This window comes from Paraglaciecola sp. (assembly GCF_039943935.1).
Lineage (GTDB): Bacteria > Pseudomonadota > Gammaproteobacteria > Enterobacterales > Alteromonadaceae > Paraglaciecola.
Window position 1 is genome coordinate 82,980 of record NZ_JBDUZQ010000023.1, and the last position, 20,314, is coordinate 103,293.

The 20,314-nt window shown below is 39.5% G+C and carries 16 protein-coding genes; 10 read left to right on the forward strand and 6 right to left on the reverse strand.

Going from position 1 to position 20,314, the window contains the following annotated elements:
* Window positions 1-167: 167 nt before the first annotated feature.
* Window positions 168-2,672 (forward strand): prolyl oligopeptidase family serine peptidase, encoded by a 2,505-nt coding sequence (locus ABJD71_RS15255; protein ID WP_348171244.1) that lies wholly within the window; start codon window positions 168-170, stop codon window positions 2,670-2,672.
* A gap of 91 nt (window positions 2,673-2,763) precedes the next feature.
* Complete coding sequence (locus tag ABJD71_RS15260; RefSeq protein ID WP_348171247.1) at window positions 2,764-3,999, forward strand: alginate lyase family protein; 1,236 nt, start codon at window positions 2,764-2,766, stop codon at window positions 3,997-3,999.
* 13 nt (window positions 4,000-4,012) lie between these two features.
* Here the strand turns inward: ABJD71_RS15260 and rrtA are convergent, their stop codons facing one another.
* The 3 genes from rrtA to cysK all read right to left on the reverse strand — a co-directional run bounded on the left by rrtA (window position 4,013) and on the right by cysK (window position 6,241).
* Window positions 4,013-4,633 (reverse strand): rhombosortase, encoded by a 621-nt coding sequence (rrtA, locus tag ABJD71_RS15265; protein ID WP_348171250.1) that lies wholly within the window; start codon window positions 4,631-4,633, stop codon window positions 4,013-4,015.
* A gap of 69 nt (window positions 4,634-4,702) precedes the next feature.
* Window positions 4,703-5,128, reverse strand: a complete 426-nt coding sequence (locus ABJD71_RS15270; RefSeq protein WP_348171253.1) for a hypothetical protein — start codon at window positions 5,126-5,128, stop codon at window positions 4,703-4,705.
* Window positions 5,129-5,275: 147 nt separating this feature from the next.
* Complete coding sequence (gene cysK, locus ABJD71_RS15275) at window positions 5,276-6,241, reverse strand: cysteine synthase A (protein ID WP_348171256.1); 966 nt, start codon at window positions 6,239-6,241, stop codon at window positions 5,276-5,278.
* Between the two features lie 317 nt (window positions 6,242-6,558).
* Here cysK and ABJD71_RS15280 point away from each other — a divergent pair, with 317 nt between their 5' ends.
* From ABJD71_RS15280 to ABJD71_RS15300, 5 genes are read left to right on the forward strand one after another with little or no spacing between them, the layout of a single operon-like run.
* Window positions 6,559-7,395, forward strand: a complete 837-nt coding sequence (locus tag ABJD71_RS15280) for a MoxR family ATPase (RefSeq protein ID WP_348171260.1) — start codon at window positions 6,559-6,561, stop codon at window positions 7,393-7,395.
* Complete coding sequence (locus ABJD71_RS15285; protein WP_348171263.1) at window positions 7,395-8,576, forward strand: hypothetical protein; 1,182 nt, start codon at window positions 7,395-7,397, stop codon at window positions 8,574-8,576. Before ABJD71_RS15280 ends, ABJD71_RS15285 begins: the two co-directional genes overlap by 1 nt.
* A gap of 17 nt (window positions 8,577-8,593) precedes the next feature.
* A complete protein-coding gene (locus ABJD71_RS15290) occupies window positions 8,594-9,745 on the forward strand; it encodes an RDD family protein (protein ID WP_348171266.1) in 1,152 nt (383 codons plus the stop codon).
* Window positions 9,746-9,755: 10 nt separating this feature from the next.
* On the forward strand, window positions 9,756-10,790 hold the full coding sequence (locus tag ABJD71_RS15295) for an XdhC family protein (protein WP_348171269.1): 1,035 nt from the start codon (window positions 9,756-9,758) through the stop codon (window positions 10,788-10,790).
* Window positions 10,780-11,367 (forward strand): nucleotidyltransferase family protein, encoded by a 588-nt coding sequence (locus ABJD71_RS15300; protein ID WP_348171272.1) that lies wholly within the window; start codon window positions 10,780-10,782, stop codon window positions 11,365-11,367. The genes ABJD71_RS15295 and ABJD71_RS15300 overlap by 11 nt, the downstream gene beginning before the upstream one ends.
* A gap of 54 nt (window positions 11,368-11,421) precedes the next feature.
* Here ABJD71_RS15300 and ABJD71_RS15305 read toward each other — a convergent pair whose 3' ends face one another.
* Window positions 11,422-12,933 carry an amidase family protein gene (locus tag ABJD71_RS15305; RefSeq protein WP_348171275.1) on the reverse strand — a complete coding sequence of 504 codons (1,512 nt, stop codon included), beginning with the start codon at window positions 12,931-12,933 and terminating at the stop codon, window positions 11,422-11,424.
* Window positions 12,934-13,219: 286 nt separating this feature from the next.
* Here ABJD71_RS15305 and ABJD71_RS15310 point away from each other — a divergent pair, with 286 nt between their 5' ends.
* Together ABJD71_RS15310 and glnS are read left to right on the forward strand one after the other, a co-directional pair.
* Window positions 13,220-13,900: a rhomboid family intramembrane serine protease gene (locus tag ABJD71_RS15310; RefSeq protein WP_348171277.1), complete on the forward strand. Its 681-nt coding sequence runs from the start codon at window positions 13,220-13,222 to the stop codon at window positions 13,898-13,900.
* A 103-nt stretch (window positions 13,901-14,003) separates the two neighbouring features.
* Window positions 14,004-15,665: a glutamine--tRNA ligase gene (gene glnS / locus ABJD71_RS15315; protein ID WP_348171280.1), complete on the forward strand. Its 1,662-nt coding sequence runs from the start codon at window positions 14,004-14,006 to the stop codon at window positions 15,663-15,665.
* Window positions 15,666-15,764: 99 nt separating this feature from the next.
* Here glnS and ABJD71_RS15320 read toward each other — a convergent pair whose 3' ends face one another.
* Window positions 15,765-16,508 carry a YciK family oxidoreductase gene (locus tag ABJD71_RS15320; RefSeq protein ID WP_348171283.1) on the reverse strand — a complete coding sequence of 248 codons (744 nt, stop codon included), beginning with the start codon at window positions 16,506-16,508 and terminating at the stop codon, window positions 15,765-15,767.
* A 189-nt stretch (window positions 16,509-16,697) separates the two neighbouring features.
* Here ABJD71_RS15320 and sohB point away from each other — a divergent pair, with 189 nt between their 5' ends.
* Window positions 16,698-17,735, forward strand: a complete 1,038-nt coding sequence (gene sohB / locus ABJD71_RS15325) for a protease SohB (RefSeq protein WP_348171286.1) — start codon at window positions 16,698-16,700, stop codon at window positions 17,733-17,735.
* An 80-nt stretch (window positions 17,736-17,815) separates the two neighbouring features.
* On the opposite strand, the gene fadE is transcribed toward sohB, so the two are convergent.
* Window positions 17,816-20,281 carry an acyl-CoA dehydrogenase FadE gene (fadE, locus tag ABJD71_RS15330; protein WP_348171289.1) on the reverse strand — a complete coding sequence of 822 codons (2,466 nt, stop codon included), beginning with the start codon at window positions 20,279-20,281 and terminating at the stop codon, window positions 17,816-17,818.
* Window positions 20,282-20,314: the final 33 nt, after the last annotated feature.

Below are 20,314 nucleotides of genomic sequence, written 5' to 3' on the forward strand. Positions count from 1 at the left end.
ACACAGGTTCATCCAAGGTCAACCGACCTCAGCCTTAAGCTCTCACTATTCTTTTGTATAATCTGTAACAAAATATACCTAGGATACATTTTAGCTAAGATTGCTTAGTACATAGTATTTACGGTTTAATAGTAAAAAATAGTATGTCTACATCAAAGGTTTATTGAATGTTCAAACTGTGTCCCCAAGGCCTACTGGTCGCCAGTGTTACGTTATTATTTGTATCTTGTTCTGCCACGCAGACTGTGAATACACCACAAGAGTCTTTGGGAACAAACATTGTTCCAGCATATGAAACCCTTACCACGAGTACCGAAACAGTCTCCACTACTTCAGGAGAAACATTAACCTTAAAGCAGATTATGGCTGATCCTGACTGGATGGGGCGACAACCCCTTAGCCCTTACTGGGCTGATGACAGTGCCGGCGTTTACTATCAACAGAAACGCCTAGGCTCACCATTAATAGATTTATGGGTTAAAGAATTAAATGATACAAGCAACCCAAGTAAGGTGAGTATCAGTAGTAAACACCAAGAGGCCTATCAGCGTAGGGTATTAGATCAGAATGGAGAAATGGCTGCTTGGGTGTTCGAAGGAAACATTTTTTATAAAGATTTAAAGACTGATCAGTTAAAGCAGCTCACTAAAGACAACAAAAAACCATACAATCTAACGTTCCTAAATGATGGTCGTTTGAGTTTTCAAAGTGGTGATAGCTTTTATGGGATTGATCCTAAAACAGGATTTTATGAATTATTAGTGACTTGGCAGTTTGCCGATAAACCCAAAGCGGTTAGTGCGCCAGAAGATTATATTGCAGAGCAACAGCAAGGACTGATCGAGGTTGTGGCTTTAAAACGCTTGCATAAGCAGCAAGGATTTGAACAGCAAATACTATTAGAGAAAAATAATAGCTCCCTTGCTCCTACTAGCTTTTATTTTGCTAAAGGTAATGAAACTGTAGAAGCGAGTTTGTCGCCAAATGGAAAATGGTTAATCATTGCTGAAACTAAACAGTCTCCATGGCGTGATGATGGCGATATCATGCCAAATTATATAAATGAAAATGGCCGGATCTCACCTGATAAAGTACGCCCTCGTGTGGCTGATGTCACTCCAAAGACAGAAAATTTGTGGTTACTCAATATTGAACAACATTCAAAAAAACCATTAAGCTACGGTAATTTACCTGGTTTTAATGATGATGTGCTAGCGTCAGTAAAACGAGAGAATGCTGCAGCAAAAGGCAAAGAATACTCTGTTAATCGTCTTCCTCGAGATATTGTTCTGTTACGTGACTGGTCATGGTCTCAAAGTGCAATCCAATGGCACAGTAACGGTGATAGCGTGGCTGTCATGCTAGAAGCTTGGGATAACAAAGATAGATGGTTAACCACTGTCGATGTATCCGAAGGTAAGTTAGAAAGTCAGCATAGATTGCACGATGATGCTTGGATAAACTACAAATTCAATAGTTTTGGTTGGTTGCAAAATAGCAAAGCGCTTTACTACCTATCGGAAGAGTCGGGTTATGCTAATTTATATTTAAAACCTATTGCAGGCGCGGCTACTGCCCTTGTTTCAGGGGCATTCGAGGTTGATAGTCTTACTCTAAGCCAAGACGATAGCTTTATATATTTTAAAGCTAATATTAAGCACCCTGGTATATATGAAATTTACAGAGTAGGTGTACAAAGTGGCAATATTGAAACCTTAACCGATTTAAATGGTATGACAGACTATCAACTAAGTCCAAATGAGCAGTCTTTGTTATTAACCCATTCTAAACTGACTCGCCCACCTGAGCTTTATGTCAAAGCGATAAATGATAGCGCCGCTAAACAGATTACCCATACCACAAGCCAAGCCTTTTTAGATATAGATTGGATCGCTCCTGATATTGTTCCTATTAAATCTAGTTATACAGATAAGCCTATTTTTTCTAGAGTGTACGCACCTAAAATCGCAAACTTTGAGTTTGATGAAAAAAGAAAAGCCGTGGTGTTTAGTCATGGTGCGGGATATCTACAAAACTCCCATTTAGGGTGGTCTGGGTATTTCAGAGAGTATATGTTCCACAATATGTTGGTGCAGCAAGGTTATGTTGTGTTAGATATGGATTACCGCGCGTCTGCTGGTTATGGCCGAGATTGGCGTACCGCGATTTACCGTCAAATGGGCACACCTGAAATTCAAGACTTACAGGACGGAGTGAATTGGTTAGCAGAAAACCAACATGTTGATGCCAGTAGAGTAGGGACATACGGTGGCTCATACGGTGGTTTTATGACGTTTATGGCTATGTTTAAATCACCTGATTTGTTTAAAGCTGGCGCAGCACTTAGGCCCGTATCTGATTGGGCTCATTACAACCATGGTTATACATCTAATATTTTGAATACCCCTGACATTGATCCTATTGCCTATGAAAGAAGCTCGCCAATATACTATGCAGAAGGGTTACAAAAGCCACTTCTTATCAATGCACCTATGGTAGACAGTAATGTATTCTTTGTTGATGTGGTTAGATTAGTTCAACGTTTTATTGAGCTTGAAAAGCAAAACTTTGAAACGGCTATTTACCCCGTTGAATCCCATGGGTTTGTACAACCTAGCTCTTGGTTAGATGAATACCGCCGGATTTATAAGTTATTTGAAACCAATTTATAACTTTTATATTTTGAGAAGGAGGCGCACTTGCCTCCTCTTTAGTGTGAAAAATAGTTTAGTTTTACTGTGATACTTTTTATGAGAGGTTGATATGAACTTTTACGGCGCTGCTATGCTAGGTCTAGTTTTACTGATTTCAAATTGCAAGTCATTCGCGGGGCCCTTAATTTTGCTTGACCAAACGAACTTGAATCAAGTGAAAACTGCTTTACAACAAAATAAAGCATCTATAGATACACAAAAGGCATATGCGCAGCTGATCAAGCAAGCGGATACTGCTTTATCTTTAGATGGATTTTCTGTGATTGATAAAACCATTCTAGCCCCTTCAAAAGACGCCCATGATTATTTAAGTCTTAGCCGTTACTGGTGGCCCGGTCCCAGTAAGCCAAATGGTATACCTTGGGTTAGACGAGATGGTGTAACTAATCCTGATACTCAAACTGATAGTGTTGATAGAAAGCGTTTGGGAGCTATGACTAAATACGTACATATCCTCGCCCTGGCATACTTTTTCTCTGGCGAGCATAAATATGCGCAAAAAGGGACAGACTTCATCAAGCGCTGGTTTTTAGATCGCGATACTAAAATGAATCCTCATCTTGAGTTTGCACAAAGTGTCCCAGGTATTGATATCAGGCGACGTTCAGGAATTTTAGACGGAAGGTTAATACCAGAAAAAGTATTAGACGCTGTAACACTTTTCAGTACATCGTCATGGTGGAGCAAACAAGACAATGCAGAAATGAATCAATGGTTAGATACTTACCTCAAATGGTTAACAACCAGTGAATTAGGTCTACAAGGAGCTAAACAAACTAACAACCATGGCTCTTGGTATTATTTTCAAGTGGCGGCATTATCATGGTATTTGGGATATGAAGCTGAATTATATAAGGCAGTGCAGAATACTAAACGTCATATGTTGCAGCAATTTGACGAAAAAGGTGCACAACATCATGAATTAGCACGAAGTCGCCCCTATTTTTATAGTTGCTTTAATCTTGAGGCTCTAACAAGTATTGCCGTGATTGCTAATAAGATAAACATCAAATTGTGGCAGTACCAACCTGCTGACAGTCGCCTCTTAACTGCTGCTGTTAAGTATCTTATCCCTGCGGCAAAAGGTGATACTTGGCAACATGGAAGCAACGAAATTAAGCCTACAGACTTGATTAAAGTGTTAGATAAATATAATGAATACAGCGGTGAACCCTTGCAAAGAGATTTACTGATGCATCTGCTGCAAAGATCTAAATTAGAGGACACTAATAAGACTATGTATTACCATTTTTCTTTATTAAATCCTGAAGTGCTAACTGAATGAGTGATGCCTATGCTTAAGTAATGTTAGCTGTGATTAATTTATGTTTAAGGAATAGAGCCAGTATAATGATTAACCCAGCAAGAGAGCCAAATAAGTGAGCATCTATGGCGACATTGGCATCAATCAGTTTAGCCACTTCACCACTAGCCCCATACAATTGTTCATTGAGGACTTTTGCGGTTATACCTGCCAACATTACCCAGCCTGTTTTAAAGTGGTGTTTAATATCTAAATAAGCGCCAACTACAAATAGCCCATGCAATACCCCAGAAAAACCTACGTACCATTTAAGTTGAGGAGCATAAAGGTATATGCCGATTGAGGTACTAATACAGAGAAATAGTATGATGCCTAAGTACCCAGCAGTTCTGTAATAGTGACCATGCAAGGCCCATAAAAGCACTGCACCTAATATATTTAGCAATAGATGGTAAGTATTGGTATGTAAAAAGTGGCCGCTCAGTAACCGCCACCATTGCCCATCAGCAATATCATCAAACTTATAAGCAAACCAATCGCTACTAAAAGGCTCTACTAAAGCCATCAGAATTGAAAGGGCAATGACAGTTAATGGCCCCGTAAGATGTTGTTTTTGAAATGGTAAATTTAACATTTTTATGCTGGAACTAGACACTTAAGCGCTCTCAATTATGCCTAAATCATTCCTATACGTTATTTAAAAAGTAACATTAAATTCGAAGCACTAATCCAGACTCACAGAGTCAACCTTCCACTTGTTATCGATTCTCAGTAACTCGATGACTCTCATATCTTTAAAAATATCACCATTTAGTTCTCCTTCAAAAAATAGTGATATTTTAGCTTCTTTAGCAAACTCATTACGTCCCGCACTGCGAGTACTAGGCTGAATTTTTACTGTATCAAAACGCATATTCAGTATGTGCTTTTGAACGCTTTTATTGGTGTGATACGAACGTAATAGTCGTTGCATCTTGGGAGAGCTAAGCTTAAACGAACCATCTAAGGTTTTATCGTGATAAATGTGTTCAAAAAATTGAATGGCAGTATATTCAGGTATATCAGTATCTAGCATTCCAAACTTACCGCCACCTTTTTTAGGTTCGCCAGAGTTACATGCACTAATTGCTACTAGTACTAATGTAAACAAATATACACTTTTAAACATTTTCTTAAACATGACTATTAAATATTAGGTCTAATGATTGCTGACCATATTATCCTTTTTTCTAGTATACCAAAAGAAAAGGGAAGCAAAAGCTTCCCTTAATTACTTGTGGAATATACAAGATGTTGATTATTGGACGTTTTCTGCATCACTAAACTCACCAGCAAACATTGGGCTACTTAGGTAACGCTCAGAAGCACTGGCAAGAATGACAACAATGTTTTTGTCAGCGTTTTCAGGCTTTTCTGCCCAACGTTTAGCCGCTACTACTGCTGCACCAGAGGAAATCCCAACTAAAATGCCTTCTTCTTTCATTAACCTATGGGCCATTTCAATAGACTCTTCATTGGTTACTTGCTCTACTGCGTCAACTAAGTCTAAGTCTAGGTTGCCGGGGATAAACCCTGCGCCAATGCCTTGAATTTTATGTGGGCCTGGTGTTAAGTCTTCACCTGCTTTAGCTTGGGTAATGACTGGTGAGTCAGTTGGTTCAACTGCAACCGTCGTAATCGCTTTACCTTGTGTTTGTTTGATATAACGGCTAGTACCTGAAATAGTTCCACCTGTACCTACACCTGCAACAAAGATATCAATCTTACCATCTGTATCATTCCAGATTTCTGGACCTGTGGTTTTTTCATGAATTTCAGGGTTTGCTGGGTTTTCGAATTGGTGCATTGGAATGTATTTAGTAGGGTCTGAAGCAACAATTTCGTCAGCGGCGTTAATAGCCCCTTTCATACCTTTAGGGGCTTCAGTTAACACTAGGTTTGCCCCCATAGCTTTTAACAGTTTACGACGCTCTAAACTCATAGAACTAGGCATAGTTAACGTGATCTTATAACCACGAGAAGCGGCAACAAACGCAAGGGCAATGCCGGTATTACCACTTGTTGCTTCTACTATTTCACAACCGGGCTTAAGAATACCTTTTTTCTCAGCATCCCAAATCATATTTGCGCCAATACGACATTTAACACTAAAACTTGGGTTTCTTGATTCAATTTTTGCGAAAACGTTACCACCGGTTACACGGTTGAGCTTCACTAATGGGGTTTTGCCTATTGCCAATGAATTGTCGTCATAAATTTGCATAAAATTTCCTTGCCTTTTATTTGATTTGCAAACGGCTTACCAAAATGGATAACCGTCAATAAGTTATTTGTTATTTTAGGAGTAAATGCTCTTCTTTAGTAGACCGTAGCACCGGCCATTAATTTCATACTTTTAAAAAAGTTTTAATCATATAAAAAAGAGTTAGTTCACCAATAAATATTATTGATGCATAAAGCGAATAAATCTGTTTTATCATAATGATATTACTTCCATAGGTATGGTGAAGTCGCTAAATTCAAAGTGCTTTTTCGCTATATCTTATGGTTAAACTTTTGTTAATACAGTTTGAGGTCTCAATGTCGTTTAGTGGAACAGATAAATATATAGTTGGTCGAGAGCTACAATTAGCTGTGAATGCAGCTATAACCTTAGAAAAGCCTCTACTTATAAAAGGGGAGCCCGGTACCGGAAAAACCATGTTGGCTGAGGAGTTGGCTAACAGCTTAGATGCAGAATTAATCCAGTGGCATATTAAATCTACCACTAAAGCGCAACAGGGATTATATGAGTATGATGCGGTTTCTAGGCTCAGAGATTCACAACTAGGGGATGAAAAAGTTCATGACATTGCTAATTACATAGTGAAGGGTAAGTTATGGCAAGCTTTTGAATCAGATAAGCGCAGCATATTGTTAATCGATGAAATCGATAAAGCTGACATCGAGTTTCCAAATGACTTGCTGTTAGAAATTGACAAAATGGAGTTTTTTGTATACGAAACTCAGCAAGTTGTAAAAGCTAAGCAAAGGCCAATTGTGATCATCACATCTAATAATGAGAAAGAGCTTCCTGATGCCTTTTTGCGTCGTTGTTTTTTCCATTATATTCAATTTCCAGAAGTAGAAGAAATGCGTAAAATTGTAGATGTGCATTTTCCAAACAATAAAAAGGAACTGCTTAATCAAGCATTACAGTCATTTTTTGATTTGCGAGATGTACCTGGTCTACGTAAAAAGCCCTCTACTTCAGAGTTAATTGACTGGCTGAAACTGCTGGTTGCTGAAGATATTCCTATTGAAGCCTTACAAAATAAAGACGGAAAGCAAAGTATCCCACCTTTGTACGGAGCCTTGCTTAAAAATGAGCAGGATATTCATCTATTTGAAAAATTGGTCTTTATGGCGCGCCGTTAATGTTAGTTGATTTCTTTTTTAAACTTAGAGAATACCAATTAAAGGTAAGCTTAAGGGAGTTACTTGATTTGATTCAAGCGCTCGAAAAAGGAGTGGTCTTTGGAAGTATTGATGACTTCTATTTTTTATCAAAAATGATCATGGTTAAAGATGAAAGCCAATTTGATAAATTTGACAGAGCCTTCGCAGATTATTTTGAAGGAGTTCAAAGCATTGACATATTTGGAAAAGGTATTCCTGAAGAATGGTTAAAAGATGCACTAAGCCGCCATTTTAGTGATGCCGAAAAAGAAAAAATTAAAGCATTAGGGGGCCTTGATGAGCTAATGAAAACCTTAAAAGAACGTTTGGCTGAACAAGAAAAACGGCATCAAGGAGGTAACAAATGGATAGGTACAGGGGGCACCTCACCTTTTGGGGCGAATGGCTATAACCCTGAAGGAGTGCGAATAGGACAGCAGGGTAATCGTAACTTTTCTGCTGCGAAAGTATGGGACAAACGAGAATTTAAGAATCTTTCTGGTGATGTAGAACTTGGTACCCGAAATATCAAAGTTGCCCTCCGTAAATTGAGACAGTTTGCTCGAACCGGCGCTTCAGAAGAATTAGATATGCCCACAACTATTGGTAGCACCGCAAAAAATGCTGGCATGCTTGATATCCATATGGTGCAAGAAAGGCACAATGCCGTAAAGGTTCTAATGTTTTTTGATGTAGGTGGCTCAATGGATGCTCACATTAAAGAATGTGAGGAGTTGTTTTCTGCAGTACACACAGAGTTCAAATATTTAGAATATTTCTATTTTCATAATTGTGTCTACGAAGGTGTGTGGAAAGACAACAAGCGCCGCGGGAGCGATGTGATCCCCATTGCCAATGTAATACATAAATACGGTGCTGACTATAAACTCATTTTTGTAGGTGATGCCACTATGGGTCCTTATGAAATAACTTATCCGGGCGGAAGTGTTGAGCATTGGAACGAAGAACCTGGAAGTGTGTGGATGCAACGTTTACTAAATCATTTTGAACATGCAATATGGCTTAATCCTCAGTTAAGTCAGTATTGGAATTATTATGCTTCTATCAGCATAATAAAAGACCTGATGAAAAACAGGATGTTTCCCTTAACACTTGATGGCATAGGGGAGGGTATAAAGCATTTAACCAAAAAAATATAAACTAGCGGGATAAGCTAATGGAAAATAATAAAAACACCTTGGGTTCAAAGCCGTTACAATCCGCTGATAGCAATAATCAGTCTCCGCCTCCTATTACAGCCAAAGAAACCCGCCAAATCGTCACTCCTTACGCTTTTTTCGTTGCTGACAGTTTGTTGGGAACTAGGCTAGCGGGGCCCTATAAACGAGGTATGGCGTTAACTATCGATTTAATCTTTGTCGCTTTATTAACAAAAGTGAGCAGTTTAATACTGGCTACGGTTGCCGCAGCGACGTTTTTCAGAGCGGGTAATCGTTTAAAAACCAAAAAGCGTTACAATGCTGGACGCTTGTTTTTACGTCTTATCGTTGCGTTTTTACTCTTTGTTATTGCAGTTGGAATTGTGGATGAAATTAATAAACCAGAATCTAAATCTAATGACGCAAAGGTAAGCGCGCAGCAAATAGAGAAGCTTGCGGTAGTTGGTATTACAGCTCAATATTTAATTCAATCGAGCGCGCTACTAAAAGAATTAGAACAAGGTGAATGTACGCCTAAATACGATTGTATTAAAACGTTAGGTGAGCAGTTAATAGATGACACAGTTGGTGCCCGTATTGGGAATGAGGGCGTGGCAGAAGCTATCGAGACTTATATTGAAGTCATGTCAGGGCATCTTACGGTTGAGGAGCAAACTCAACTATTAGAATCACTAAAAGCATTATCTGAAGTCAAAGCGATAACAGAGACAGATCCCGATATACCTAATGATCTTGAAAAAGTAATATCAGACTATGTAGAAGATGAAACTGATAAAGAGTCGCTAAATACCTCTCCTAAAGGAATTGTTGATTGGTTAAAAGATTTAATTGAAGAGCTAGGTCTAGGGTTTGGCTGGGCAGCATTTTATTTTAGTGTATTTACTGCTTGGTGGAGAGGTCAAACTCCAGGCAAAAAAATAATGGGTATTCAAGTGGTTAAGCTTGACAACCAAGCCTTAAATTTGTGGGAAAGTTTTGGACGCTATGGTGGCTATGGTGCTGGGCTTGCCACAGGTTTATTAGGGTTTTTACAGATATTTTGGGATCCTAATCGTCAGGCCATTCAAGATAAAATTTCTGAGACGTTAGTCATCGATTTACGTTACCCCAAAGTCACTCTAGGCACTTCTGAAAACGAACAAGAATAAATTACTATTTATGGCAAACAGAATTAACCAGTTGTTAAGTTATTGGTCAGCTAAGCGTGACAGCCAAGCTTGGGTCTTAGCGACGATTATTGAAACGGATGGCTCCTCTTACCGCAAAGCAGGGGCTATGATGATGATAAATGATTTAGGGCAATATTTTGGTTTGCTCAGCGGTGGTTGTTTAGAGTCTGATATTATGCGTCAAGCTAGGCGCTGTTGGGATAACCTTCAAAACCGTATTGTTGAATATGATATGCGTGAAGAAGAAGACTTAGCGTGGCAATTAGGTATTGGATGTGGTGGCATGGTCAAAATATTATTGCAGCCAGTAAATGCCAGTAATCTTTACTTAAGGCTCGACGAACTTCATAACAATATTGCTAAACGTAAACGAGTCGAGTATCAACAACAAGTTGATGAACTGGTCCCTCAAAACTCTTTAGTGCCGGTGAGTTCAATAAAGGCCACGAGTAAAGTTGGTATTAAAACTCATGGTGGTGTCAATGTGTTTTCGCAAGTTCTTGGCCCTGCGCCGCTAATCGCTGTATTTGGTGCAGGTGTTGACGCTATGCCTGTAGTGGCGATAGCTGCTGAGTTAGGGTGGGATGTGTTATTGCTAGACCCTAGAATGGGGTATGCCAAACCAGAGCATTTCCCAAAGGCGAATCAGATTATTCGCGAACCATTTAATTATTTGCCAAATGCGAGTTGGCTATCTGAAATTGATGCTGCCTTGATATTGACCCACAATATAAAGTTAGATGCTACTGCATTAAAACTGTTACAAGTAAGTCATGCTAAATATATAGGTTTACTAGGGCCAATACATAGAACCGACCGAGTATTAGCGCATGTTGCTATGGATCGAGATGATTTATGTAAACCATTAGCTAACCCAGTTGGCTTAAGGTTGGGGGGCGAATTACCAGAATCCATCGCTTTATCTATGCTCTCAGAAGTGCATGCCGCATTAGAGCAAACCGATGGGCTGTCCATCAGTAATGTGTTAACACCAATTATTCCAAATACACAAAATGAAAACTGAGTTGCTGCTGTTAGCCGCAGGAAAAAGTCGCAGGTTTGCTGGAATTAAACAGCTCGCTGATATAAATGGCCAAGCCATGGTTTGTCACTGCCTTTCGGCTTATCAGCAAGATGGTAAGTGGCTTGAAGGTATGACTAATGGCACTGTGGTTATAGGGGCTAACGCAAGCGTCGTTTCTGAGGTACTTCCTAGTACTGTTCATAGCTATTTTGCTCAATCATGGGAGCAGGGCATGGGGCATTCTTTAGCTGAATCTATAGGCGTGTTATCTAGATCTACAACTCATGTTTTAGTTGGGTTAGCTGATCAAATAGCCATAAGCAGCCAAGCTATCAAAGCTCTTTTAGAAGCGTCTAAACGGCACCCTCAAAAAATAATTGCTGCGGAATATCAAGACAAAGCCGGTGTGCCGGCTATTTTTCCTAAAGTTTTTTTTTCTCAGCTGAGTAAGCTTCATGGTGACAAAGGGGCAAGGGATATTCTGCAAAATAACAATGGTAATGTGATTAAAGTCACTATGTCTGAGGCAGCCATTGATATTGATACCCAAGACGATTTGTTAAGATTGGCTCGGTAAAAACTCACGAGCCAACTTGTATTGCATTTTGCCTGTTAGTGAAAAGAGTATTGGCTAGGGGAATAATAGCGGAGCTCTTCTATGCATGGTGGCTTGCTCATAGGCGTAGGCATATTGAAATAATTTATCTTCAGTAAAGGGTCTACCTAATATCTGTAAACCAACCGGCAAGCCATCTTTTACATAACCCATTGGCACTGTAATCGCTGGTTGTCCAGTATGTGGGGCTATTTTGCCACTGTTATTGCCACTAGGGCTCTGCGAATCGCCTATTTTTCTGGGTGGGTTACTCCAAGTGGGGTAGACAATGGCATCTAACTTTAAGTCATCCATGGTGTTTACCACTGCGTTTAACAATGCTTTTCTTCTTGGGTCACCTTGTACGTCTACACAAGGTGGTGTTTGTTCTGCAGGCGTTATATTGGCAGGCACTTTCATTGCCCAGTTCATAGAACCGGCGTTTTCAGCACGATGTTTCTTTTGTGTCACTACATCTTCGAGTGTTTGAATCCCATTACTACTGTTGAGGGTGGCTAAATAGTTATTTAAATCATATCGAAAACGGCTACAAAAACCTGTCGCTTTAGTGAGCTTTTCAAACTCTGGAATAGTGATAGGGTCTACAATCACCGCCCCTTGGGCAGCAAGGTCTTGTAAAGCTTGGGCATAGACCTTTAAGGTTTCTTTGTCTGCAGTGGTTTCATCGACAATTGCCCGTAAAACGCCCAACCTCACACCTTGTAATCCGTTTAGGCTTAATTTAGCTGTGTAATCAGCCACTTGATGGTCTAAATATGCTTTGGTTGTTGGGTCTGCTTCGTCGAAGCCAGCAATAGCGTTGAAAACTCGAGCAGTGTCTTTGACAGTCCTGAGCATAGGGCCGCCTACATCACGGTTGAGTAATAATGGAATTATTCCGTCTCGGCTAGTGGCTCCTATGGTTGAACGCATACCCACCAATGCTAGATGTGATGATGGCCCTCGTATTGAGTTGCCCGTATCTGACCCAATTCCAATAACGCCAAAATTGGCAGCAATAGCAGACGCAGTGCCGCCACTGGAGCCTGCGGGGACACGGCTTAGGTCGTAAGCATTATGGGTTTCGCCATGGGTGGAGCTAATCGTATTATTTGGACTGAACGCCCATTCTCCCATGTTTGACTTTGCAATAATTATAGCGCCAGCGTCTCTTAATTTTTTAACGATAAAAGCGTCGTCTGGAGGTATTGAGCCTTTTAATGCAATGGATCCCGCTTCGGTTGGCATGTCTGCAGTATCAAAGTTATCTTTTAAAATAACAGGGATGCATTGCAGAGGCTTGAGTTTTGAGTCCTCAATAAATTGCAAGTCCATTTGTTTGGCTTTGCTTATGGCGTTAGGGTTTAAATAAATGATGGCGTTTAGATTACTTATTTCATCATATTTGGTAATGCGGTCAATAAACCCTTGAGTGATGGCTTGGCAACTCATCGCTTTTGTTTTTATTGCTGAATGGATATTCTCTATTGTTGTTTCTGTGAAAGGAAACTCAGTCAAACCTTTTGCTGGCATTGGTGCTGAGCTCATAAAAAGTAAGCTAGCTGTTATAGACGTCAGTAACCATATTGAAGTGTTTTTTAAGTGTTTTGTATTGCAAGGCTTAGTATGCACGCACTACTTCCTGTTATTTAATTATTGTTTTTAGGATGTATAAATCTAGATATCATGAGTAGTTAAGCATTTATGTTTTGTAACTTCAATTACTAGTATTTAAATCCTAAAGATAGCTGCGAGATCTTGCTGTTTAACGAATATTGATTTTCTGTTTTACTTCGCACCTTTAAATCACGCTAGCTTACCCAACATATATTTGATGGAACAAAATAAACGTTTACCTCAAAGTATTATCTATTCGGTTTGTGCTGTTGCATTATTGTGGTGTATTAAGTCTGCTGAAATCTTATTTGGATGGGATTTATCTTTTATGGGATTAGTGCCACTGCACGCTAATGGGTTGTTGGGGATTGTTACCGCGCCTTTAGTTCATAGCTCTTTAGAGCACCTTTTCAATAATAGTTTGGCCATTCTTCTCCTTGGTACCATGGTGTTTTATGGGTATCCAAAATCTTGGTTGAAGGTTGTAGGATTAGTCTGGTTGCTTTCAGGCATTGGCGTGTGGTTATTTGCAAGAGAAGCCAATCATATTGGTGCAAGTGGTTTAACCCATGGCTTGTTCTTTTATCTATTCATCGTGAGTATCTTTAGACGAGATAGAATGTCTGTGGCTATTATGATGATTGCCTTTTTAATGTACGGCGGGATGACCATGAGTATCTTCCCAAGAGAAGACTACATATCCTATGAGTATCATTTTTTTGGCGCAGTTGCAGGGCTTATTGCTGCTTTGATATGGAAAAATACCGACCCTAAACCCGAAGTGAAAAAATACGATTGGGAGGGCAGTGATGATAGTAAAGACAATAAAGTTTGGGATGGAGAATGGCAAAATTCTGAGACAGAGAACTCAGAATTTGAGAACAATCGTTTGCATTGAAGTATTAATGTCCTCCTAACGCAAAAAGTCTTATGTTCAACTTTGATACTGGTATAATATCAATCTTCGTTTTTTTCCATATTTTTTAATAGAGGGTACATTAATGGCCGAGACTGATAGTCGTCCGACCAACTTTATTCGTCAAATAATCGATAAAGATCTACAAGAAGGTTTACACACTAAAGTTCAAACCCGTTTTCCACCAGAGCCAAATGGTTATTTACATATCGGCCACGCAAAATCCATTTGTTTAAATTTTGGTATTGCCCAAGATTATCAAGGTGCCTGTAATTTAAGATTTGATGATACTAACCCTGAAAAAGAAGATATTGATTATGTAAATTCAATTCAAGAAGATGTGTCTTGGTTAGGCTTTCAATGGAATGGCGACGTTAGATACTCTTCTAATTATTTTGATCAGCTTTATGGGTTTGCTGTTGAGCTAATCAATAAAGGTTTGGCTTATGTTGATTTTTCTAGCCAAGAGAAAATGCGTGAGCTTCGAGGCACTTTAAAAGAAGCGGGTACTAATAGTCCATATCGTGAGACATCAGTTGAAGAAAACTTAGCTCTTTTTGAAAAAATGCGTAATGGTGATTTTAAAGAAGGTGAATGTTTGCTCAGAGCAAAAATTGACATGAGCTCGCCTTTTATGTGCCTGCGAGACCCAGCTTTATATCGTGTTAGGTTTGCTCATCATCACCAAACCGGTGATAAATGGTGCATATACCCCATGTACGACTTTACCCATTGCATTTCTGATGCAATAGAAGGGATAACTCATTCTTTATGTACCCTTGAGTTTCAAGATAACCGCCGTTTATACGACTGGGTACTTGAAAACATTACTATTGAAGTAACGCCACATCAGTACGAGTTCTCGCGCTTGAATCTTGAATATACTGTGCTCAGTAAACGTAAACTAATAGAGCTTGTTGAAGAGCGTCATGTTGCTGGTTGGGATGACCCACGTATGCCTACTATCGCAGGCTTACGCCGCCGCGGTTACACCCCAGCGTCTGTTCGTGAGTTTTGTAAACGTATCGGTGTAACTAAAATGGATAACATAGTCGAAATGTCTATGTTAGAAGCTTGTCTTCGTGAAGAACTTAACGCTGATGCTCCAAGAGCTATGGCAGTATTACAGCCTCTTAAGCTAGTCATTGAAAATTATGAAGAGCAAGATGAGGTTTTGTCTGCACCTAATCATCCATCTGATGAATCTATGGGGAGCCGTAGCCTACCTTTTAGCAAAGAAGTATTTATTGAGGCTGAAGACTTTAAAGAAGAAGCCAATAAAAAATTTAAACGTTTAGTCTTGGGCAAAGAAGTTCGTTTAAGAAATGCTTATGTTATTAAAGCAGAGCGAGTGGAAAAAGACGAGCAGGGTAATATCACTACTGTTTATTGCAGTTATGATAAAGATACCCTAGGTAAAGCGCCTGCTGATGGACGTAAAGTGAAAGGTGTTATTCACTGGGTGTCTGCTACTCATGGTATACCTGCTGAAATACGTTTGTACGATCCTTTATTTACAGTGCCTAATCCTGCTGCAGAAGAGGAGTTATTAGCAACCATTAATGCTGAATCACTTGTTGTAAAACAAGGCATGGTTGAACCTAGTTTGTTAGATGCAGAACTGAGTGCTCCCATTCAATTTGAACGCACAGGTTATTTTTGTAAAGATAAAGACAGTACGGCTGAGAAAGTCGTATTTAATCGAACCGTTGGCTTGAGAGATACATGGGCAAAAATATCTGCTTAAAAGCTACAGTCTAGTTAAAAGAATAACTACAAAAAAACCGGATTTTATATCCGGTTTTTTTATGCAATTTTGAATGTTATTTTACTAAAGCTGTTTGCATTACTTTGGTTGTGCATGAAAGGTTTGGCCGTTCTCTTCGCTTGATTCATTACCCATTAGGTATAGGTACAAAGGCATTATCTCTGCTGGTGTTTTAAGGCTCTCTGGGTTTTCAGCGGGATAGGCTTTAGATCGCATTAAGGTGCGTGTTGCCCCTGGGTTTAAACTATTAAAACGAATACTGCTGTTATCATATTCATCTGCTAAGACTTGCATCATACCTTGGGTTGCAAACTTTGATATGGCGTAAGGTCCCCAATAAGCTCTACCAGTTATGCCAACGCTAGAAGTGGTAAATATCACAGAGGCATTTGGTGCTTTTTTAAGAATAGGTATTAAAGCCTGTGTCATTAAAAATTGGCTAGTTAGGTTTACTTGAAACACATTCTGCCAATCGTTTTCACTAATTTGAGTAAAAGGGCCTAAATGCCCAAGAAGACTAGCGTTATGTAATAAACCATCTAAACAGCCAAATTGATCACCTATTGTATTTGCCATATCCCTATAGTGCTGAGATGTTGCTCCTTTCAAATCTAGTGGCACTATTGCAGGTTCTGGTCCGCCTAAAGCGATGATTTCATCATACACAGATTCAAGCTTGGCTACGGTTTTACCAAGTAAAATAACGGTCGCGCCATATTTTCCGTATTGAAGTGCCGCTTCTTTACCAATGCCGTCGCCGGCGCCAGTTACTAGTATGGTTTTGTTTTTTAAATAATTGTCTGTAGCTTGGTAGGTATGCATAGTGATTGATTAAGTCTAGTAGTCTCAAAATGTTACCATTTAATGGTCGATGTTCGATAGTTATAAGCGTTAAAAATACTAGTTATTGTTTCACAAGTTGTGCGCAGGGGTTATCAAGTTATAGAGTGGCTTTTAATTTAGGTATTTATCCCCATAATAAGTACAACTAAAGAAAAAGGAGTATATCGGTTGGAATTTTTATACGAATACGGGTTGTTTATCGCTAAAGCCGTGACAATAGTTGTCGCAATATTACTTGCTTTAGGGGGCATAGTCGGCATTGTGAGTAAACAAAAACAAGGTAAGGGGCAGTTAGAAATAGATTCATTGTCAGATAAACTTAATGCGATTACTGAGCTAGCTGAAAGTGAACTCTTGACTAAGGATGAGCTTAAAAAGCACCGAAAAGATGAAAAGAAAAAATTAAAAGCTCAGAAAAAGCAAAAAAATAAATCTGATATCAATGAAGCTAACAAAGGCCGCCTATTTGTCATTGATTTTTCAGGCTCAATGGATGCCCATGAAGTGGAGTATTTAAGAGAGGAAGTCACAGCAATTTTGTGCGTTGTTAAACCTGATGATGAAGTGTTAGTAAGGTTAGAAAGTGGTGGTGGTGTGGTACATGGTTATGGCCTTGCTGCTTCTCAATTACAGCGACTAAAAGATAGTAATGTAAAACTTACCATTGCAGTGGATAAAGTCGCAGCAAGTGGCGGGTATATGATGACCTGTGTTGCGGATCATGTCATTGCTGCAAAATTTGCGATTATTGGTTCTATTGGCGTTATCGCACAGTTGCCAAACTTCAATAAATTGCTAAAGAAAAGCAATATAGAGTTTGAACAACATACTGCGGGAGCCTTTAAACGTACCTTGACAATGTTTGGTGAAAACAATGATGAAGGTCGCGAGAAGTTTAAAGAAGAGCTTGAAGATGTTCATCATATGTTCAAAGACTTTGTCCAAGAGCAACGTCCAAGTTTAGACATCGCGAAAGTAGCAACTGGTGAATATTGGTATGGGATTAGAGCGTTAGACCTAGGTCTAATCGATGAAATCAATACCTCAGATGATTACATCTTAAATGCCAATAAAGAGAAGGACATATTTACTGTTAAATACAGTATGAAGAAAGCACTTCCTGAACGCTTAGGTTTAGCTGCAAGTTTAGGTCTTGAGTCTTTAATGATGAGATTGTGGAGTAAAGGGACAAACACTTTTCGTTAGGGCTGTTTGTTTTGTTTCATATAAAAGCCAGCATCAGCTGGCTTTTTTGTATCTCTTAGAACAAGGCAGACCTTAGTGCTTTAATTCGGTTTTGTCGCTCTAGGTTTTCTCTTAGGTTTTGGTTTTTCAAAGCTGTGCACAAGTTCAGCTGGAGCAAAGTCATCGACGTTGATTGTCCGTAAACGGCCTTTTTCCGTTTCTCTTAAGTGCTCGGCTTGTTCTTCTGTAATCACTCCTAGCGCTAAGCCTTTTTCAGCGACTAAGTCTAACTCAGTGAAAGGCAGGTATTCGCCTGCTGCTTTGCACACTGCATTATAAATTGGTTCTGCTGCTAATACATTTTGAAGAGTTTGCTCTAGGTCGCCTAAGATACATCCTGGCTCTCGAGATAAAAATTGGCCTTTTCCTAAGCGATCACGTGCTTCACATGGCGTTTGTAAAATGCCGGCAATCTTATGTTCAAGTTTATCCGAAGGGCGTTTGTAGGCTTTTCCAAAAGGCATAATGATTAACTTCAAGGCCTTACCCATAATTTTCGATGGAAAGTTATTTAGAAGCTCTTCAAGTGCCCCTTCAAGTTTAAATAAGCTGTCTTGCATTGCCCAATGAACTAAAGGTAAGTCATCGGCTTTACGCCCCTCATCATCAAAACGTTTTAGTACACATGAGCTCAAATATAGATAGCTTAAAATATCGCCTAAACGGGCTGAAAGTCTTTCGCGGCGTTTTAACTCGCCTCCAAGTACTGCCATAGAAACGTCAGATAAGAAAGCTAAGTTAGTACTATAGCGCTGCATAGTGCGGTAGTACCTAGCGGTTTCGTCTTTAAATGGGGATCCTGCCAGGTTTGCCCCTGATAATGAAAACCAAACACTACGGAAGAAATTACTGAAGGCAAAACCAATATGACCAAATACAGCACGGTCAAACTCTTCTAATGCTTCATCGTCATTTTTGTTATTGGCAGCTAATAACTCGTCTAAAACATATGGATGACAACGCATAGCTCCCTGACCATAGATCATCATGTTACGAGTAAGAATATTGGCACCTTCAACAGTGATAGCAATTGGTGCACCTTGATAAGCCCGCCCTAGATAGTTATTTGGGCCAAGCATGACGCCTTTTCCGCCATGTATATCCATAGATTCGGTAACTGTTTGTCGCATTTTTTCAGTTAGGTGATATTTACAAATTGCGCCAATAACAGAGGGTTTTTCGCCTACATCAACGCCTTTAGTTGAGAAAGACGTTACTGCCTCCATAAGATATGCATTTCCACCAATACTACCTAATTTTTCTTCGATACCTTCCATTTTACCAACCGGTAATTTGAACTGGCGACGAATTCTGGCATAAGCACCTGTCGCTAGAGCAATACTTTTCGCTCCACCTGCTGATGAAGAAGGAAGGGTAATAACTCGACCGACAGATAAGCATTCAACTAACATCCGCCAACCTTGACCAGCCATTTCAGCACCGCCAATAATGTAATCTAAAGGTACAAAAATCTTTTTTCCTCGGATAGGACCGTTATGAAAGGGCACGTTTAATGGAAAATGACGGTTGCCAATTTCCAAACCCGCGGTATCTCTAGGTAACAAAGCACATGTAATTCCTAATTCTTTTTGTTCACCCAGTAAGCCATCGGGATCAAACATTTTAAATGCTAAACCTACCACAGTTGCAACTGGCGCTAGAGTTATGTAGCGCTTATTAAAGGTTAGGTTTAAACCGGTAACTTCTTCGCCTTGCCACTGACCTTTACAAACAATACCTGTATCAGGGAGAGAGCCTGCATCAGAACCCGCTTCGGGCCCGGTCAAAGCAAAGCAAGGTATTTCTTCACCAGTTGCCAGTTTAGGTAAATAATGATCTTGTTGTTCTTTAGTGCCGTAATGTTGCAACAACTCACCAGGGCCTAAAGAGTTGGGAACCCCAACCGTAGTTGATAAAACTGCACTGATACTTGATAGTTTTTGTAATACCCTAGACTGTGCATAGGCCGAAAATGCGAGGCCGCCATATTCTTTCTTAATTATCATAGCGAAAAACTTGTGCTTTCTTAAAAACTGCCATACCTCTGGAGAGAGGTCCGCTTTTTTATGAGTAACTTCCCAGTCATTACACATCTTGCATACTTCTTCTACCGGGCCGTCAAGGAAAGCTTGTTCGTCAGCGGTTAAGCGCGCTTGTGGAATGTTATGTAACGTTTGCCAATTAGGATTGCCACTAAAAAGCTCTCCATCCCACCATACTGTGCCAGCGTCGATTGCATCTTTCTCAGTATCAGACATTTCGGGCATAATTTTGCGAAAGCTTTTTAATATTGAGGTGGTGATATATTGCTTTCGAATAGACTCAGTATTTAATGGAATAGCTAAAATTAGAAATAATAACCAACTGAATTCACCAATAATGCCAAGAATGCTACCAATTACAAATAGACAGAAAACTGCCACTGTACCGTTGAATAGTTTCATTCGAAAATAACTAGCAATAGCTAGAGACGCTAAAATGTATATAAACCAAATTAATAGTTGCATTTAGTATTTCCTTTCAGAGGTCTGACCACAATA

What these genes read in the sequence shown, in the direction of transcription:
- ABJD71_RS15255 (WP_348171244.1), top strand. Translation starts at nt 168, where the DNA reads ATGTTCAAACTGTGTCCCCAAGGCCTACTGGTCGCCAGTGTTACGTTA.
- ABJD71_RS15260 (WP_348171247.1), top strand. Translation starts at nt 2,764, where the DNA reads ATGAACTTTTACGGCGCTGCTATGCTAGGTCTAGTTTTACTGATTTCA.
- cysK (WP_348171256.1), bottom strand. Translation starts at nt 6,241, where the DNA reads ATGCAAATTTATGACGACAATTCATTGGCAATAGGCAAAACCCCATTA.
- ABJD71_RS15280 (WP_348171260.1), top strand. Translation starts at nt 6,559, where the DNA reads ATGTCGTTTAGTGGAACAGATAAATATATAGTTGGTCGAGAGCTACAA.
- ABJD71_RS15285 (WP_348171263.1), top strand. Translation starts at nt 7,395, where the DNA reads ATGTTAGTTGATTTCTTTTTTAAACTTAGAGAATACCAATTAAAGGTA.
- ABJD71_RS15290 (WP_348171266.1), top strand. Translation starts at nt 8,594, where the DNA reads ATGGAAAATAATAAAAACACCTTGGGTTCAAAGCCGTTACAATCCGCT.
- ABJD71_RS15295 (WP_348171269.1), top strand. Translation starts at nt 9,756, where the DNA reads ATGGCAAACAGAATTAACCAGTTGTTAAGTTATTGGTCAGCTAAGCGT.
- ABJD71_RS15300 (WP_348171272.1), top strand. Translation starts at nt 10,780, where the DNA reads ATGAAAACTGAGTTGCTGCTGTTAGCCGCAGGAAAAAGTCGCAGGTTT.
- ABJD71_RS15305 (WP_348171275.1), bottom strand. Translation starts at nt 12,933, where the DNA reads ATGAGCTCAGCACCAATGCCAGCAAAAGGTTTGACTGAGTTTCCTTTC.
- ABJD71_RS15310 (WP_348171277.1), top strand. Translation starts at nt 13,220, where the DNA reads ATGGAACAAAATAAACGTTTACCTCAAAGTATTATCTATTCGGTTTGT.
- glnS (WP_348171280.1), top strand. Translation starts at nt 14,004, where the DNA reads ATGGCCGAGACTGATAGTCGTCCGACCAACTTTATTCGTCAAATAATC.
- ABJD71_RS15320 (WP_348171283.1), bottom strand. Translation starts at nt 16,508, where the DNA reads ATGCATACCTACCAAGCTACAGACAATTATTTAAAAAACAAAACCATA.
- fadE (WP_348171289.1), bottom strand. Translation starts at nt 20,281, where the DNA reads ATGCAACTATTAATTTGGTTTATATACATTTTAGCGTCTCTAGCTATT.